The sequence below is a fragment of the Marinococcus sp. LNHM5E3-2.1 genome (assembly GCF_056034365.1).
Genome location: NZ_JBQLIB010000001.1, coordinates 365,128 through 380,823, shown reverse-complemented (window position 1 = coordinate 380,823; position 15,696 = coordinate 365,128). Strand labels below are relative to the sequence as shown.

General features: G+C 49.0%; 15 protein-coding genes and 1 other annotated feature. All 15 genes read right to left on the bottom strand.

Translation table 11 applies throughout. The features are described 5' to 3' along the window. Nucleotides 1–141 precede the first annotated feature (141 nt). The gene (locus tag ACTRXH_RS02055) at nt 142–1,044 is read right to left on the bottom strand and encodes an RluA family pseudouridine synthase (RefSeq protein WP_474280358.1); all 903 of its coding nucleotides are present in this window, start codon (nt 1,042–1,044) and stop codon (nt 142–144) included. After that, complete coding sequence (gene lspA, locus ACTRXH_RS02050) at nt 1,025–1,522, bottom strand: signal peptidase II (protein ID WP_474280356.1); 498 nt, start codon at nt 1,520–1,522, stop codon at nt 1,025–1,027. Before lspA ends, ACTRXH_RS02055 begins: the two co-directional genes overlap by 20 nt. Nucleotides 1,523–1,670: 148 nt before the next feature. Then, the gene (gene ileS / locus ACTRXH_RS02045; RefSeq protein WP_474280354.1) at nt 1,671–4,445 is read right to left on the bottom strand and encodes an isoleucine--tRNA ligase; all 2,775 of its coding nucleotides are present in this window, start codon (nt 4,443–4,445) and stop codon (nt 1,671–1,673) included. 54 nt (nt 4,446–4,499) lie between these two features. Beyond that, nucleotides 4,500–4,731: a binding site (T-box leader), on the bottom strand. Nucleotides 4,732–4,768: 37 nt separating this feature from the next. Continuing rightward, complete coding sequence (locus ACTRXH_RS02040) at nt 4,769–5,281, bottom strand: DivIVA domain-containing protein (RefSeq protein ID WP_474260392.1); 513 nt, start codon at nt 5,279–5,281, stop codon at nt 4,769–4,771. 108 nt (nt 5,282–5,389) lie between these two features. Then, nucleotides 5,390–6,178, bottom strand: coding sequence for a YlmH family RNA-binding protein (locus ACTRXH_RS02035; RefSeq protein WP_322524610.1), 789 nt, complete (start codon nt 6,176–6,178; stop codon nt 5,390–5,392). A gap of 16 nt (nt 6,179–6,194) precedes the next feature. Then, the gene (locus ACTRXH_RS02030) at nt 6,195–6,467 is read right to left on the bottom strand and encodes a YggT family protein (protein ID WP_022792702.1); all 273 of its coding nucleotides are present in this window, start codon (nt 6,465–6,467) and stop codon (nt 6,195–6,197) included. 18 nt (nt 6,468–6,485) lie between these two features. After that, nucleotides 6,486–6,914 carry a cell division protein SepF gene (locus tag ACTRXH_RS02025; protein ID WP_474260390.1) on the bottom strand — a complete coding sequence of 143 codons (429 nt, stop codon included), beginning with the start codon at nt 6,912–6,914 and terminating at the stop codon, nt 6,486–6,488. Between the two features lie 60 nt (nt 6,915–6,974). Next, on the bottom strand, nt 6,975–7,652 hold the full coding sequence (locus tag ACTRXH_RS02020; protein ID WP_474260388.1) for a YggS family pyridoxal phosphate-dependent enzyme: 678 nt from the start codon (nt 7,650–7,652) through the stop codon (nt 6,975–6,977). Between the two features lie 19 nt (nt 7,653–7,671). Continuing rightward, nucleotides 7,672–8,511 carry a peptidoglycan editing factor PgeF gene (pgeF, locus tag ACTRXH_RS02015; protein WP_474280352.1) on the bottom strand — a complete coding sequence of 280 codons (840 nt, stop codon included), beginning with the start codon at nt 8,509–8,511 and terminating at the stop codon, nt 7,672–7,674. Nucleotides 8,512–8,600: 89 nt separating this feature from the next. Beyond that, a complete protein-coding gene (gene ftsZ, locus ACTRXH_RS02010) occupies nt 8,601–9,776 on the bottom strand; it encodes a cell division protein FtsZ (RefSeq protein WP_091610216.1) in 1,176 nt (391 codons plus the stop codon). Nucleotides 9,777–9,814: 38 nt separating this feature from the next. After that, nucleotides 9,815–11,143, bottom strand: a complete 1,329-nt coding sequence (gene ftsA, locus ACTRXH_RS02005; protein ID WP_322524604.1) for a cell division protein FtsA — start codon at nt 11,141–11,143, stop codon at nt 9,815–9,817. A gap of 211 nt (nt 11,144–11,354) precedes the next feature. Beyond that, a complete protein-coding gene (locus ACTRXH_RS02000; RefSeq protein ID WP_474260384.1) occupies nt 11,355–12,254 on the bottom strand; it encodes a cell division protein FtsQ/DivIB in 900 nt (299 codons plus the stop codon). Nucleotides 12,255–12,283: 29 nt separating this feature from the next. Continuing rightward, nucleotides 12,284–13,204 (bottom strand): UDP-N-acetylmuramate dehydrogenase, encoded by a 921-nt coding sequence (gene murB / locus ACTRXH_RS01995; RefSeq protein ID WP_474277248.1) that lies wholly within the window; start codon nt 13,202–13,204, stop codon nt 12,284–12,286. A gap of 164 nt (nt 13,205–13,368) precedes the next feature. Continuing rightward, entirely contained in the window at nt 13,369–14,724 is a 1,356-nt protein-coding gene (gene murD / locus ACTRXH_RS01990; protein ID WP_474280350.1) for a UDP-N-acetylmuramoyl-L-alanine--D-glutamate ligase, read from the bottom strand. Continuing rightward, the gene (gene mraY / locus ACTRXH_RS01985) at nt 14,724–15,695 is read right to left on the bottom strand and encodes a phospho-N-acetylmuramoyl-pentapeptide-transferase (protein ID WP_474260378.1); all 972 of its coding nucleotides are present in this window, start codon (nt 15,693–15,695) and stop codon (nt 14,724–14,726) included. Before mraY ends, murD begins: the two co-directional genes overlap by 1 nt. Between the last annotated feature and the right edge of the window lies 1 nt (nt 15,696).

The window sequence follows — 15,696 nt, the reverse complement described above, 5'->3', positions numbered from 1 at the left end:
TCCGCAGGCCGGGTATTACACATACGCCGCCCTGGGTACTTCTGCGCTCAGTCACCACCTCTTCTCAGCCTCACGGGACTGTGTTAAAAAGGCATTCGTTTTTTTCGTTATTACGTAGTATGACAGTCTTTTATTGTGCGGTCAACTAGTTTTGTTAAGTTCATCAATAGCAGCCTGCATCTCCTCCGGCAGCTCCGCCTCCAATTCAATCCACTTTCCGCTTACAGGATGCTCAAAGCGGAGCCGGTACGCATGCAACGCCTGCCCCGGAAGAGAAAGAGTCTTTCGGCGTCCGTACTTCGGATCAGCGGCCACCGGATGGCCGATCTCGGCAAAATGCACACGGATCTGGTGCATCCGTCCGGTTTCAAGCTCACACTCCACAAATGTGTATTTGTGCCACCATTGGAGCACCTGAAAGTGAGTCACTGCCGGCTTCGAGTTTTCGCGCACCGCCGCCATTTTCTGACGGTCATGGGGATCACGGCCGATCGGCATATCAATTTTCCCTGTTTCGTGCGGCACCTCTCCGTGCACAATTGCTTTATATTTCCGCTCTATTTTCCGCTCCTTCATCTGAGCGGATAACTGCTCGTAAGCCTCAGGATGCTTGGCTGCTATAAGGAGGCCGGACGTATCCTTATCCAGGCGGTGAATCAGCCCTGCCCGGGCTTCGGGGTGGTCCTGCCATGCCGGATAACGGTGCAGCAGCCCGTTCATCAATGTTCCGCGGGTGTGCCCCGGTGCCGGATGCACAACCATCCCCCTCGGTTTGTAAATCACCACCACATCGTCATCCTCATAGCGTATGTCAAGATCGATCTCTTCCGGCGTCATTTCTTCATGATTTTCTTCAGGTACAGTGACGTCGATCCGGTCGCCGGCCTGCAGCTTGTAATTATTTTTCACACGGCCGCCGTTGACTGTGACCCATCCCTCTTTCACCCATTGCTGAATGACTGAACGCGACTCTTCCAATTCGTCTGTCATCAAACGGTCGATTCTTGTTCCCTGTTCTTCTTCGTCAATAATTCGTGGATTCATATGCTTCTTCCTTCTTTCGTGATCTTTCATCTAAAAACATACCGATAATCAACCAGATTACACCTACTGTCAGGGCAGCATCTGCAACGTTGAAAATAGGGTAATTATAAGCGAACAGGTAGACATCAACAAAATCTACAACTTCACCAAAAAGCATACGGTCAATGAAATTTCCAACAGCTCCTCCAAGAACGAGGGCCAGCGGGATGCCAAAAGTAAATGAGAGCGTACCATACTGCTGCATGTAATACACCACTACTGCTATCACGACGATCGTAATAATTAAGAAAAACCAGCGCTGCCCCTGCAGTATACCAAAGGCCGCTCCTGCGTTCCGGTGAGAGGTCAGATATAAAAAAGACGGGATCACTTCAATGCTTTCTCCAATGCGCATGGAGGCAGCTACTATGTATTTGGTTACCTGATCGAAAATAATAATCAGCGCAGCCAGCAGGTAATGCCACTTAATGATTTTCATACGGACTCTTTCATCCTCTCTTGCGGTATGCGTTCCATCCTTAGCATTTTAGCATATATTCGCCGGTGCGAACAGCGCCCGGGTCGATCCTTCCGGGCTTTACGTTCCATAAAAAAAGAGCCCCTGCTAAAAAGGGGCTCCTCACATGCTATGACTGACTGACGTTCTCTTTTTGATGCATGACCGAGGCACAGCGGCTGCAGAGATCCGGATATGCCGGGTCTTCTCCCACCGTTTCGGTCACTTCCCAGCAGCGTTCGCAGCGTTCACCTTCCGCTGCTCCTACAACAACGCTTACTTCGTCGAGCTTCGCTGCTTCCGCCGGGGCCTCTGACGCTGAACCGGCAATTTCTGCCTTCGAAACAATAAATAGCGTTTTTAAACGGGTTACGCTCTGCAGCATATCCTTTACTTCCCCGTCTGCGTAGATATCTACCGAGGCTTCAAGCGACTTGCCAATCACTTTTTCTCCTCTCGCTGTCTCAAGGGCCTTTAATACATCGTCCCGGACATCCATGAGACGATCCCACTTCCTGCGGAGCTCTTCATCCTCTGTCGAACGGTCCGCCTGCGGCATATCCGTCAGCTGTACGCTGTCAGCTTCTGCTTGAGGGATGAATTCCCATACCTCTTCGGCCGTATGCGGAATGATCGGTGCGATCATCTGTACAAGAGCTATTAACGTGTCATACAGCACCGTCTGCACAGCCCGGCGGCGGACATCGTCTTCATGCTCGACGTAGAGCGTGTCCTTGGCGATATCAAGATAAAATGAGCTCAGATCCACGGTGCAGAAGTTGTGGAACGTTTGATAAACGTTCACAAACTGGTATTCTTCATAGCCGGCACGGATTTTTGCAACCAAATCCTGCAGGCGCAGATGCATATACTGATCAAGCTCGCTCCAGTCCGACGGCTCAACCCGGTGCTTATCCGGATCAAAATCGCTCAGGTTTCCGAGCATGAACCGGAACGTGTTACGGATCTTGCGGTACGCTTCAGCAATCTGCTTTAAAATGTTGTCCGACAGCCGGTGGTCCGCCTGATAATCGACGCTCGACACCCAGAGCCTTAGAATATCTGCGCCGAGCTGCTTTGTGATGTCGTTTGGCGAAATCGTATTACCAAGCGATTTGCTCATTTTTTTGCCTTCTCCGTCCATCGTAAAGCCGTGGCTCAGTACGGAACGGTACGGCGCTTTTCCGGTAACCGCAACACTTGTTGTAAGAGAAGAGTTAAACCAGCCGCGGTACTGATCGGAGCCTTCAAGATACATATCAGCCGGACGCTGCAGAAGCGGAGATGCCTCAAGCACTGACTGATGGGACGAGCCGCTGTCGAACCAAACGTCCATAATATCCATTTCTCTTGTAAAAATGCCGTTTGGACTGTGTTCCGACGTAAAGCCTTCCGGCAGCAGATCGGCTGTCTCCCACTCAAACCATACGTTGGAGCCATGGCTGCGGAACAGCTCGGCTACGTGCTGGATGGTCTCATCGTTAATAAGCGCTTCGCCGTCCTCAGCATAAAAGACCGGAATTGGCACGCCCCAGGCACGCTGTCTTGAAATACACCAGTCGCCCCGGTCACGCACCATGTTGTACAGTCGCGTTTCTCCCCATGCCGGAGTCCATGTCACCTGGCTGATTTCGTCTAAAAGCTCGCCCCGGATGTTTTCGATCGATGCAAACCACTGGTCAGTCGCCCGGTAAATCACCGGCTTTTTCGTTCTCCAGTCATGCGGATAAGAGTGGCTGAAGAAGTTCAGCTGCAAAAGCGCCCCGAGCTGATCGAGGTTATCCGTAATCGCTTTATTCGCCTTATCGTAAAACAGTCCTTCAAAGCCCGGGGCTTCGTCGGTAAATACTCCTTTATCGTCGACGGGACAAAGTGTTTCCAGACCGTACTGCTGTCCTACCACAAAGTCTTCCTCCCCGTGGCCCGGAGCTGTGTGCACGCAGCCGGTACCTGCATCGAGCGTTACGTGATCGCCGAGAATGACGAGGGAATCCCGGCCGTAAATAGGGTGCTCGGCCATGACGTATTCCAGATCGCTGCCCTTCATGCGCTTTGTAATCTCATAGCCGTCCCACTCAAGCTTTTGTTCAAGCTCCTCGAGCAGTCCTTCGGCTACGACATACTTTTCTCCATTCGCCTTCACGACGACGTAGTCAAGCTCTGGATGAACAGTGATCGCCAGGTTTGCCGGGATCGTCCACGGAGTCGTCGTCCAGATGATAAATTTTTCATCGCCCTCGAGAACGTCCTTGCCGTCTTTAACCGCAAACGACACGTAAATCGACGGAGAGCGCATATCGTGGTATTCGATCTCTGCTTCTGCCAGGGCCGATTCCGAGGATGGCGACCAGTAGACCGGTTTTTTGCCTTTATAAATATGGCCGCGCTTGGCCATTTCGCCGAATACTTGGATCTGCTGAGCTTCGTATTCATGATGCATCGTCACATATGGGTTCTCCCAATCGCCTCTTACTCCGAGACGTTTAAACTGCTCCCGCTGCCGGTCAATTTGTTTTTCCGCATATTCTTCACACGCGGCACGGAACTCAGCTGTCGTCATTTTTTTCCGGTCGACTTTTTTGTTTTTCGAAAGCGCCGTTTCTATCGGAAGCCCGTGAACATCCCAGCCCGGCACGTACGGCGCATGGTAGCCTGTCATTGATTTATAGCGGACGATAAAGTCCTTGAGTACTTTATTCAGAGCGTGCCCCATATGGATGTCACCGTTGGCATAGGGAGGTCCATCGTGCAGCACAAACAGCGGGCGGCCCTCCGTACGGGCCTGCACCTGCTCATAGATGTCCTGCTCGTTCCACATTTTCTGGCGTTCCGGTTCTTTATTTGGCAGATTGCCGCGCATTGGAAATTTGGTTTTTGGCATTAACAGCGATTCTTTGTAACTCATTTCCGCATCCTCCTTTTTTTCTTACAACAAAAAGAGCCATTCGGAGCCCCTGTGCATAGGGGCGAGAATGACTCGCGGTACCACCCTGATGAGCGCAGGAGGCTATACGGCTCCCTGCTTGTCTCTTCATTGGCAATAACGGCTTTTTCAAAGCCGCCTTAACTTACTGCTTTGTTCAGTTAAGGAACTCCGGGGTGATAACAAAAATGCCCTGGTTCTGCGCTTACACCAACCGCAGATCGCTGAGACCGGTACATTACTGCCTGCTCCCCTTCAACGTTTATCGAATATGATAATGCAAAAGTATAATCTAGTTGCTGGTGTTAGTCAAGACGTTCGCCGTCGCCTGCATAAACGTCCGCCTCAGCCGGTTCTTCCTCGGAAAGATTCAGCCATTCATCCGAATGAAGCATTTCCATCTGGGCTTCGAGCAGCATTTTAAATTTGGTCTGGTAAACAGAAGCCTGCTTTTTCAATTCTTCAATTTCAAGCTCGATCCGGCGGGATTTGTTCAGGGCATCGTTGATAATCCGGTCCGCATTTTTCTCTGCTTCCTTCACCGTCAGCTGCCCTTCCTTCTCGGCATTTTTCCGCACTTCTTCTGCCGATTCCTGGGCTACATAAATCGACTTGTTCAGCGTTTCTTCAATGCTTGAGAAATGATTAATCCGGTCTTCGAGCTCTTTTGTACGGTCATACAGCTCGTCACGTTCACGAATCACATCTTCAAAATCCTTAATGAGCTGCTTTAAAAAATCATTTACTTCATCTTCGTCGTATCCCCGGAAACCTCTTGTGAATTCCTTATTATGAATATCCAGTGGTGTTAAAGGCAAAGTCTTTCACCCTTTCTACAATTCAAGTATGTATACCGGCCCGAAAGCCTGCTGCCTTTTACTGCATTCGCGGCGAAAAAGGCAGTTCCTTCCTTCAAAAGAAAAAAGTTATTTCTTTCTTTTCTGCTCTTTAATTCCGTACACAATCCGCTGCTTATCTTTTTTCGTGCGTCCGAGCACCTCCATCAATTTGGAGCGGCCAAGCCCGCGTACCGAAACATAATCCCCGGGGCGCAGCATATAGGAGGACTGGTCGACCTTTTTCCAGTTCACGCGCACCTTCGCTTTTTCTATGAATGGGAGCGTTTTGCTTCTTGAAAGCCGGTATGCTTCTGCCATAAATGTATCAAGCCGAAGCGAAGAAACCGTCGTTTCGCGTTCCACCCACTGCTCTTCTATCGGCAGCATAGCGGAAAACGGTTTTTCCACCGGCGTTACGGAAACGTTGGCGATTTTGGGAAGGTTCAGCTCAATATAGCTGCGGACTTCGGCAGCTGCTACGAATTGAAAGCATCCTTCCCCTTCTAGAATATCACCGAACTTCTCCCGTTTTAACCCGATGCCCATCAGGGCCCCGAGAACATCCTTGTGTTCAAGAGAAGCGAATTTCTGCGGATAGGATATTTCAAACAATATCAGCTGAAAATCCTCCTGCTCCGGCTGTTCGTAAAACGGATAAATCAGCGCCCGCTTTCGCTCAGCATCATCGTTTCCCCCGGCAAAAGCATAATGGACAGTTTCATCTTTTCCGATGACTGACGCTAAAATATCCCGCTCCCGCGGATCAAGAAAATCGGTCAGCCGTCTTTCGAAGTTTGTTTCCACTGCTTCTTTCCAGTCTGATGCCTGTTCCACCCAGGCTCTTTCTTCCGGCCGGAAGTGTTCGAGCATATTCATGTTGTATTCACCTCAATTAGAACAACGCCCCGGCATTGAAAAACAGCGCCCGGATGCCGGATTCTGCAAAAAAGAGTACGATGATTGCCACAATCGGCGAAATATCAAGCGGGCCGAGCGGCGGAATAAATCGGCGGAACGGCTCCAAATACGGTTCACAAATCGAACCGATAAACTGGCCGATCGTAGATTCTCTCGCGTTCGGGAACCAGGACATGAAAATATATACAATTAACACAATCCGGTAAATACTGATTAAACTAATCAGCAAAGAACCTATAAGCTGCATAATCTCTCTCCTTTCTGTCTAATAATGTTCATCCCGTTCGGACATAATATCTGTAATAGCTCCAGAAATATCCACATTGTCAGGTGCGCAGAAAAAGATGTGGCTGCCAACCTTCTGAATGTCCCCGCCGATGGCATAGACAGTACCGCTTAAAAAATCAACGATACGCCGCCCCTGCTCCTTTGGCACCCGCTGCAGATTAATGATCACTGCTTTCCGGCTGCACAGGTGATCGGCGATATCCTGCACTTCTTCGTAGCTGCGCGGCTCTAAAAGCATCACCTTCGAGGACTTCTGTACACTCTGCAGGCTCACCACGTTGCTCGGCGCTGCCCCCTGCCTGTTTTCATACTGGGCATATTGTTCTTCTTCAGAAAGAGGAACCTCCTGTTCGACCACATCGTCGTCCATTTCAAAAAAACGCCGGAACTTCGAACGCAAACTCATCTTCTCCTCTCCTTTTTACACAGAGATACCAGCTGTTTTGTTACTTAACGCCGGATTCTTTTATTCACCTACAAGCGAAGTACCGAGACGAATATGAGTAGCGCCTTCCTCAACAGCTACCATATAATCGTTGGACATTCCCATGGACAAATAACCGCAGGGAGCATGCGCCCAGTTTTTTTCCTGGATACGCCTGCGCATCTCATTCATCTGCCGAAAAACCGGGCGGGTTTTTTCAGCGTCCTCTTCAAATGGAGCGAGTGTCATTAATCCTACGATCCGAAGGCCGGGAAGTTTCACCAGTGATTCGATAAACGGCTCCACTTCCTGAAGCCCAAGCCCTGCTTTGCTCTCTTCCCCGGAGACATTCACCTGCACAAAGCATTCGGTGACTGTTTCCCCAGAGCGTTTATTGATTTCCTCTGCCAGGCTCCAGCGGTCCAGCGAATGAATGTATGCACACTTGCCGATAATCTTTTTCGCTTTTTTTGACTGCAGGGTGCCGATAAAATGAATATCCGCCCGTCCGGAAACAGCTTCGTATTTTTCAAGAGCTCCTTCCACACGGTTTTCCCCCAAATTGGTTATTCCAGCTTCTACTGCCTCTACCGCCCGCTCCGGAGACACGTACTTTGTAACAGCAATGCATGTCACATCCTCCGGGTCCCGGCCGGATGTTTCGCAGGCGAGGCTGATGTTACGCTTTATCACTTTCCAGTTGGATTCCACCGTGTTCAAAGTGCAGCATCCTCCCTGTCTATATAATATAGATATAACTCATCATTCGTCCAGTTTTCCCGTTCTCACGACGGTGGGAGAAAAACAGTTTTTCTTCAGAATAAGTACAGTAACCGCTGACAGCAATACGTTCAGGCGGCAGGCCTGCCTGTTCAAGCAGGAGTTTGTTGGCTGTTTTTAAATCAAGCGCGTACCGCCCGTTTGCCTTTTGGACCCACGGCTTTCCGCTGGAAAAATCCTGTTGATTCTTAAGCGCTGAGAGAACTGTTTCATCCACTTCATAATTAGCTCCGGATATAGCCGGTCCAATAGCCGCATATATTTGTTCAGGCGGGATGCCTTTATCTGCAAAAGCCCGGATCATTCCAGCTCCGATGCCAGCTGCAGTGCCTTTCCATCCTGCGTGGGCTAGCCCTGCAACCCCGGAGTTTTCTGCATAAAAGAACAGAGGAACGCAGTCAGCATAAAAACTGACAAGCGTTACTTCCTTTGATTGGGTAATCATGCCGTCAGCTTCTGCCACAGAGGTTTCCCTCTGCTCACTTCCTTTGCCGGCGTCATTGCGGCCGACTTCTACGATACGGCTGCCGTGCACCTGTTCTTCAGCAGTCCAGGTAGAAAGGGGCCGCCCGATATGTTCGGCAGTGATCATACGGTTGTTTATCGTTATATTCCTGTCTTCCCCTACATGAAAAGCTGTGTTACGACTCTCGTAGGGAGGCTTTCCCGAACCGTTTACTCTTGTGGTAAAGCCGGCGGCCACTGCTTTGCTGTTCATTTCCAGCTCGAGAATGCCGTTTGTTAAAAGGTGAAACGGCTCAGGCTGCATGCCATCACGACCCTTCTGCTTATTGATCAATTATACGGCTTCATATAGATTACCTCAGCCTTAGCGAAGAAAAGCGGGCCGTATCCGGCCCGCTTTTTTCTTCTATCGCCTGCCCGCGCTTAACGACGGCGCCGGTTGCGCAGGAACGTTGGAATATCGAGTCCTTCATCTTCTTCCTGTCCATCTCTGGACGGTTCGTTTTCAGATACAGGCTCTTCCTTCCAATCCTGCTGAGGCGCAGGCTGCTGTGGCTGCTGCGGCGCCTGCTGTCTTGTCGGCTGCTGACGGGAAACAGTCTGGCGGCCTCCGCCGCGCGTCCCCTGCGCACTCCGCTGATCCTCACTATCCTGAAACCCTGTAGCAATTACTGTAACTACGATTTCGTCTTTCAGGTTCTCGTTAATAACCGAGCCAAAGATCATATTAACATCCGTGTCCGACGCTTCAGATACGATCTCAGCTGCTTCGTGCACTTCAAACAGGCTCAGGTTGGATCCGCCGGTAATGTTCATCAGCACGCCCTGAGCGCCCTCCACGGACGTTTCAAGAAGCGGACTTGATATGGCTTTTTTCGCCGCTTCCACAGCACGGTTTTCTCCGGTGGATATACCAATACCCATCAACGCAGATCCTTTTTCGCTCATGATCGTTTTTACGTCGGCAAAGTCAAGGTTAATAAGCCCTGGTACCGCGATCAGGTCACTAATGCCCTGGACGCCCTGGCGAAGAACATTATCCGCTTCACGGAACGCTTCAAGCATCGGTGTGCTTTTATCCACAATTTCAAGCAGACGGTCGTTTGGAATAACAATCAGCGTATCCACTTTTTCCTTTAAAGAAGAAATTCCGTTGGAGGACTGCACCGCACGCTTTTTACCTTCAAATGTAAACGGGCGTGTAACGACGCCTACGGTAAGTGCCCCAATTTCTTTGGCTACTTCAGCAATAACGGGAGCAGCACCTGTGCCTGTGCCGCCGCCCATACCGGCTGTAATAAATACCATATCAGCACCGGTCAGCGCTTCTTCGAGCTGCTCTTTGCTTTCTTCTGCAGCTTTTTTACCAATTTCGGGGTTCGCTCCAGCCCCCAGGCCTCTTGTCAGCTTTCCGCCTAATTGAAGCTTTGTTTCTGCTTCTGATAATTTCAGCGCCTGGGCGTCTGTGTTTACCGCAATAAATTCTACTCCCTGTAAACCGTTCTCAATCATACGGTTCACAGCGTTCGAACCGCCACCGCCGACACCGATGACTTTAATCTGGGCTAGCTGGTCCATATCCATTTCAAATTCCAACATATGTGGTCCTCCTATATAGTCGTTTTATCCTTCGTTACTTATTCAAAGAAAGATTTAAATACGCTTCGCATACGCTCTTTAAATCCAGGCTCCTCCGGATCTTTTTCTTTCGTCCGGTTTTGCTGGCGCGTGTTTGAACCATTACGGTAATTAGCTTCTCCTGCTGAAGCCGGGCGGTCTGATTCTGCATACTTCTCAGAGCGGCCCGCTGCTACAACGGACTCCTCTCCACTATGAACCTTCATGCTTTTATATGCAAATTCAATCAAGCCGATACTGGCTGTATACGTAGGTTCACGTACGCCGATGTAGTCCGGCATTGCAAGACGGACGTGCTGCTTCCAAATGTCCTGGGCAAGCTCGAGCGTCCCCGGCATCATGACCGCACCTCCGGTTAATACATACCCGCCCGGAAGATCATGATAACCCATGCGGTTGATTTCCTGCTGCACTAATGTAAGAATCTCTTCCATTCTCGGTTCAATAATTTCTGCCAGTTCGAGCTGCGTGAATTTTTTCTGATCATTATTTCCAAGCGTCTGAATGGAAAATGACAAATCATCAGAAGCATCATCAATAAAGGCATGACCATGCTCAAGCTTCAGGCGCTCGGCCTCTTCAGCGGTCGTTCTGATACCGACAGAAATATCATTTGATATATGGCTGCCGCCAATCGGAAGAAAGGACATTGTCTGCAGCTGGCCTTCCTGGAATACAGAGACCGTCGTCGAGCCGCCGCCAATATCAATTAAGGCTACTCCAAGAGAACGCTCGTCCTTTGAAACAGCTACACTCCCTGAAGCCAACGGCTGAAGAACAATGTCTGCAATTTCCAGTCCTGCTCGCTCCACACAGCGTAGTAGGTTATGTAAAGCGGTTTTAGCTCCTGTAATAATAGTGCCTTCCATCTCCAGACGGGTACCGAGCATGCCGCGCGGATCTTTAATTCCATCCATTCCGTCTACAATAAACTGGGCTGGAATAATATCAATAATTTCTCTGTCGGGAGGAATACTCATCACATGTGCCGCATCGATTACTCTTTCTACATCCTCATCCTGAATTTCACGATCGGTGCTTGATACGGCCACTATTCCATTACACGCCCGCATTTCCACCTGATTACCATTAATTCCTACAATGACCTGCTTTACTTCTAAATCAACCATTCGTTCCGCCTGGTCCACGGCCTCTTTAATCGCTTTAACCGTTTCATCGATATCGACGATCGCACCTTTTCTCATGCCGATAGACGGCGCCCGGCCGACTCCGATAATTTTCAAGGCACCACCGCTCATATCTCCGATAATCGCTCGGACAGACGATGTGCCGACATCAAGACTGACATACAAATTTTCACTGTTCAAGGTTGGGCACCCCCTTATAGATCTATTTTCGTTTCGGTTTTACAGTTGTTTTGCGCTTTATATTTCCATACGCACCAGAATTTTTCCGGTTGCGCTTCCATTAATAATATGCGGCAGTATTTTTGTTTAGGTTAAGAAAAATACGCCTTCTTTTCAGTCTACAACAACTATCTTCAATGGAAAAGGCAATTTTCAAACAATATTCATTCTTTTATTGGTCAGTTCCATTGGCGCTATCGTTTTCTTCTGTATCAGAAGTTCCGTTTTCTGCCCCTTCAGGAGTATCATTTCCTTCAATGAAGCTTTCCTCAGGCATTTCCTGCGTGCCTTCCATTTCTTCCCCAGAGCCTTCCTCCGGCTCTGCTGCTTCAAAATAAGGCGCCCTCATCATATAAAGCACCCCGTTTTGGCTGGGATCAATATTTCTTGCAATGGATGGATACGAGCCCATATACTCCGAGAATCCAGATACAGAACTGCGGACCTCAAGACCGTCGTTCATATAAAGAGTGATATTATCCTCCTCATTTTCAGAAGGATCGAAATATACTTCTGAAATCCGGTTGGTCACCCCTTCACCTAAATTACCAAGTTCCTCTGCGAACGCTTCAAGTCTTTCTTCTTTCTCAAAATTCTGCAGAAGCGGCGCATCTGCCGGAAGTTCGCTGCTTACGTTATCTGTAAGCTCGTAGCCGTTCTCAAGCACCGGGGCATAAGCGCCTTCAACCTGCGTATAAGCAACTTTTTCATACTCAGTAACCTCAATGTTTACCGTCGCCGGCCACGACCTCGTCACCTCTGCTTCTTGAATTTCCGGCAGCTTCTCTACATTATTTTTAATCACGCTTCTGTCCATTTCCCAGATATTTGTTCCGATCTGGGCCCCGCTTTCTTCTTTAATAACCTGTTTTTCTGTGAATTGGGCTCCGCTCGCTTCAATACTGCGGATATGACTTAACGGAGATTGAAAATAGATAACCAGTCCGATCAATACAAAAAATACAGCCAGATAGATAAACAGCCGGCGCCGCGATTTTTGCCGGCGCTGCTCCTTTAAACTGGGGTGATGCTCTTCGAGCGAGACCAGTTTGCCATCATTCGGCTTTCTCACACCGCAGTCCTCCTCTGTTTCCCCGCTTATCAGCTGTCGGCTGATCTTTTGTTTACAATTTCCACTTCGGTTTCAAGCTCAATGCCGTAAGCTTCTTTCACGGAGGAACGGGCTTTTTCAATTAATGCCAGCACATCAGATGCTTTGGCTTCCCCTGTGTTAACAATAAAGTTTGCATGAAGCTCTGATATCTGCGCCCCGCCGATCACGTGACCTTTTAACCCGAGGTTTTCTATAAGCTCACCGGCATGGTCAGGCAGAGGATTCCGGAACACGCTGCCGGCACAGGGGTGCGCCCAGGGCTGCGTCTCTCTTCTGTACTGTTTGTATTCCTGCATTTCTTTAAAAATGACGTCTTTTTCCCCCTGCTCAAGCTTGAGCCTGGCAGCAACACATATCCCTTTATCCGACTGGAGCCTGGAGGTGCGGTAGGCAAATCCCATTTCTTCATTAGGAATCCATTCCATTGTTCCATCCGGAAATAAAATTAACGCTTCTATCAACACCTTTGACATGTCAGAGCCGTGGGCACCTGCATTCATAAATACTGCTCCACCGACACTCCCCGGAATGCCCCCGGCAAACTCCATGCCTCCGTATCCGTCCCGGCTTAAAATCGTAGCGAGCCGGACTAATGGATAGCCCGCTTCCACCGTGACTATACCGTTATCGTTTTCCATATTGGCAAGCTTCGTGCCAAATTTTATTACTACGCCTTCAATCCCCTCATCATCCACCAGCAGATTTGATCCACGGCCGATGGCACGCCATGGAAGGTTTTCCTCCTGAATCCATTTCATGGCGTTTTCCAGTTCTTCCACACTTGTCGGCTCCACCAGCCAGTCCGCCGGCCCACCGATTTTCCAAGTCGTATGCTTCGCCAGTGGTTCATCTTTCAGTACTTTGCCAAAGTCTTCGAAGTTCCATGCTGATTCCGCCTCTTGTCCCATACGATCCCCTCCTGTTTATTCAATTGTTTATTTCAGGCTCCCTGGATTCCATTACATTTTTTGTTTGTTTTTGTATACTTCTTTTTAAAGAATGCATCATTCGATCCATTCCTGAAACCACCTTTTAAAGGTAGCTTCAGGAGTGGAGCAAAGCTGCCCCCGTATCATTTATACTTTTCTACATATTCCATAAACTTCCGGCCCCGTTCTTCAAACGTCCGGAACTGATCCCAGCTTGCACAGGCAGGAGAGAGCAGCAGCACATCCCCGCTTTCAGAAAGCTGAAAGCTTGTATCTACAGCATCTTCCAAAAATTCTGTGCGGTGGATTTCATTTACCCCTGCTTCCTGAGCAGATGCCGCCAGTTTGTCCCGCGTCTCGCCGTAAGCAACGATGGCTTTGATTTTCCGAAAAGACTCAATCAAATCATCGAAGGTGTTTCCACGGTCAAGTCCTCCGGCCAAAAGCACCACCGGCTCTTCAAAAGCTTCGATCGCCTTTTGGGTGGAGAGCATGTTTGTCGCTTTTGAATCGTTGTAAATTTTGCGCCCGTTCACAATTCCGCTGAATTGAAGCCGGTGCTCGATGCCGTGGAAGTCGGATAATGCCAAATCGATGGCTTTGTTGGATGCGCCAAGTACTTTAGCTGCAGCAATCGCTGCCAGCATATTTTCCTTGTTATGCGCTCCGGGAAGAGAAGCACGCTCCACAGCCATCACCGGCTCTGTTTTATAATAAAACATGCCTTCCTTAATATAGGCGCCGTCTTCGCAGACAGACTCTGTGGAAAATGGCACAAGTGCGGCGTCTGAGCTTTCAGCAATTCGTTTTACCTCTTTTTGATCATAATTGTAGACGGCAGTATCTTCTGCGGTCATGTTTTGAAAAAGCTTTGCTTTTGAGTGCTCGTAGTCGTTCCGCGAGCCATGGTAATCCAGATGGGCATCGAAGAGGTTTAACAGCACCCCAACCTTCGGGCGGAACTGGCGTGTCCCTTTCAACTGAAAGCTCGAAACCTCTGTAACCATGATCTGGTCTTTTTTAATCTGAGGAGCTACTTCACATGCCACATTTCCAATATTACCAGCTACAGCGGCTTCTCTGTGGTCATTTTTGAAAATAGACTGTATCAATGAGGTAGTGGTGGTCTTACCGTTCGAGCCGGTGATAGCCATCATCGTCCCTTCACACAGTTCTGCGGCAAGCTCAATTTCCGTAATAATATTAAATTGTTTTTCCAGGGCTTTTTTGATAAAAGGATGGTGGTAGGGAATACCCGGATTTTTAACAATGACCGAAAACGATTCTTCGAGCAGGGAGACCGGATGGCTTCCTGTAATCAGCCGAATGCCGAGATTCTCAAGCTCCTGAATCTTTTCGTCTCCTTCTTCCGCTTCCGTTCCGTCATTCACGGTCACCTCCGCTCCAGAACGGTGCATCAGCTTCGCTGCCGCTAATCCACTTTTAGCCAAACCTACGATAAGTACTTTTTTTCCTTTATATTCTTCTAAGCGATCCATTATAAAAACACCTCTAATGCGACCCCGGACAGTCCGGCGGCGGCTCCTACCACCCAAAAAGCAGCAACGACCTGCCACTCCGACCAGCCTGACAGTTCAAAATGGTGATGAACCGGGCTCATTTTAAATACTTTTTTCCCTCTTAATTTGTAAGAAATCACCTGAATAATGACGCTCAGCGTCTCCAAAACAAATACGAGGCCAATCACAATCAACGTCAGTTCGGTTTTCGTTAAAATAGCTACAGCAGCAATTGCGCCCCCGAGCGCCAGGGAGCCCGTATCTCCCATGAAAATCTTGGCCGGGTATTTATTGAAGATTAAAAAGCCGAGCAGGCTGCCCACCACCGCAAAAGCAAACAGCCCGATGTCCATATACCCGAGCGAAAAAGCGACCAGGGCATAAGCGGCAAACGCCATTGTTCCCGTACCGGCCAGCAGTCCATCCAGGCCGTCCGTCAAATTCACCGCATTGGAAGCGCCGACGAGCATAACAATGATAAGAAAGAAATACGCCCATCCGAATTCGAGTGACCATTCCGTTCCCGGCACAGCTACACTCGTGTCAAATGTGCCATTATACAAAACAATAAAAAAGATAAATGCAATAACAATCTGACCAATCAGCTTCTGGATACTCGTAAGACCGAGATTTCGTTTCATGGCAATTTTAATGAAATCGTCCAAAAACCCAAGTATTCCGAAGCCTACTGTTACAAGCAGGAGCAGCCATATTTCCGTTGTGTAGCCGACAAAAAGCGGCAGTACGATGAGAGCAGTAATCAAAAGGCCGGCAATAATCATTACGCCCCCCATTGTTGGCGTACCGCCTTTTTTCTGATGCGATTCCGGCCCCGTTTCCCGGATACTCTGGCCAAATTTCAGCCGTTTCAAGGCTGGAATAAGAACCGGTGCTGAAATCGCACATAGAATAAATGAAACTATCGTTACTATTAAAGCTGCAAAACCCATC

Coding starts and splice junctions, on each gene's coding strand:
- ACTRXH_RS02035 (WP_322524610.1), bottom strand. CDS start 6,178: ATGAATATGCTCGAACACTTCCGGCCGGAAGAAAGAGCCTGGGTGGAA.
- ftsZ (WP_091610216.1), bottom strand. CDS start 9,776: ATGTTGGAATTTGAAATGGATATGGACCAGCTAGCCCAGATTAAAGTC.
- mraY (WP_474260378.1), bottom strand. CDS start 15,695: ATGGGTTTTGCAGCTTTAATAGTAACGATAGTTTCATTTATTCTATGT.
- ACTRXH_RS02030 (WP_022792702.1), bottom strand. CDS start 6,467: ATGCAGCTTATAGGTTCTTTGCTGATTAGTTTAATCAGTATTTACCGG.
- ACTRXH_RS02025 (WP_474260390.1), bottom strand. CDS start 6,914: ATGAGTTTGCGTTCGAAGTTCCGGCGTTTTTTTGAAATGGACGACGAT.
- murD (WP_474280350.1), bottom strand. CDS start 14,724: ATGGATCGCTTAGAAGAATATAAAGGAAAAAAAGTACTTATCGTAGGT.
- murB (WP_474277248.1), bottom strand. CDS start 13,204: ATGGGACAAGAGGCGGAATCAGCATGGAACTTCGAAGACTTTGGCAAA.
- ACTRXH_RS02055 (WP_474280358.1), bottom strand. CDS start 1,044: ATGAATCCACGAATTATTGACGAAGAAGAACAGGGAACAAGAATCGAC.
- lspA (WP_474280356.1), bottom strand. CDS start 1,522: ATGAAAATCATTAAGTGGCATTACCTGCTGGCTGCGCTGATTATTATT.
- ileS (WP_474280354.1), bottom strand. CDS start 4,445: ATGAGTTACAAAGAATCGCTGTTAATGCCAAAAACCAAATTTCCAATG.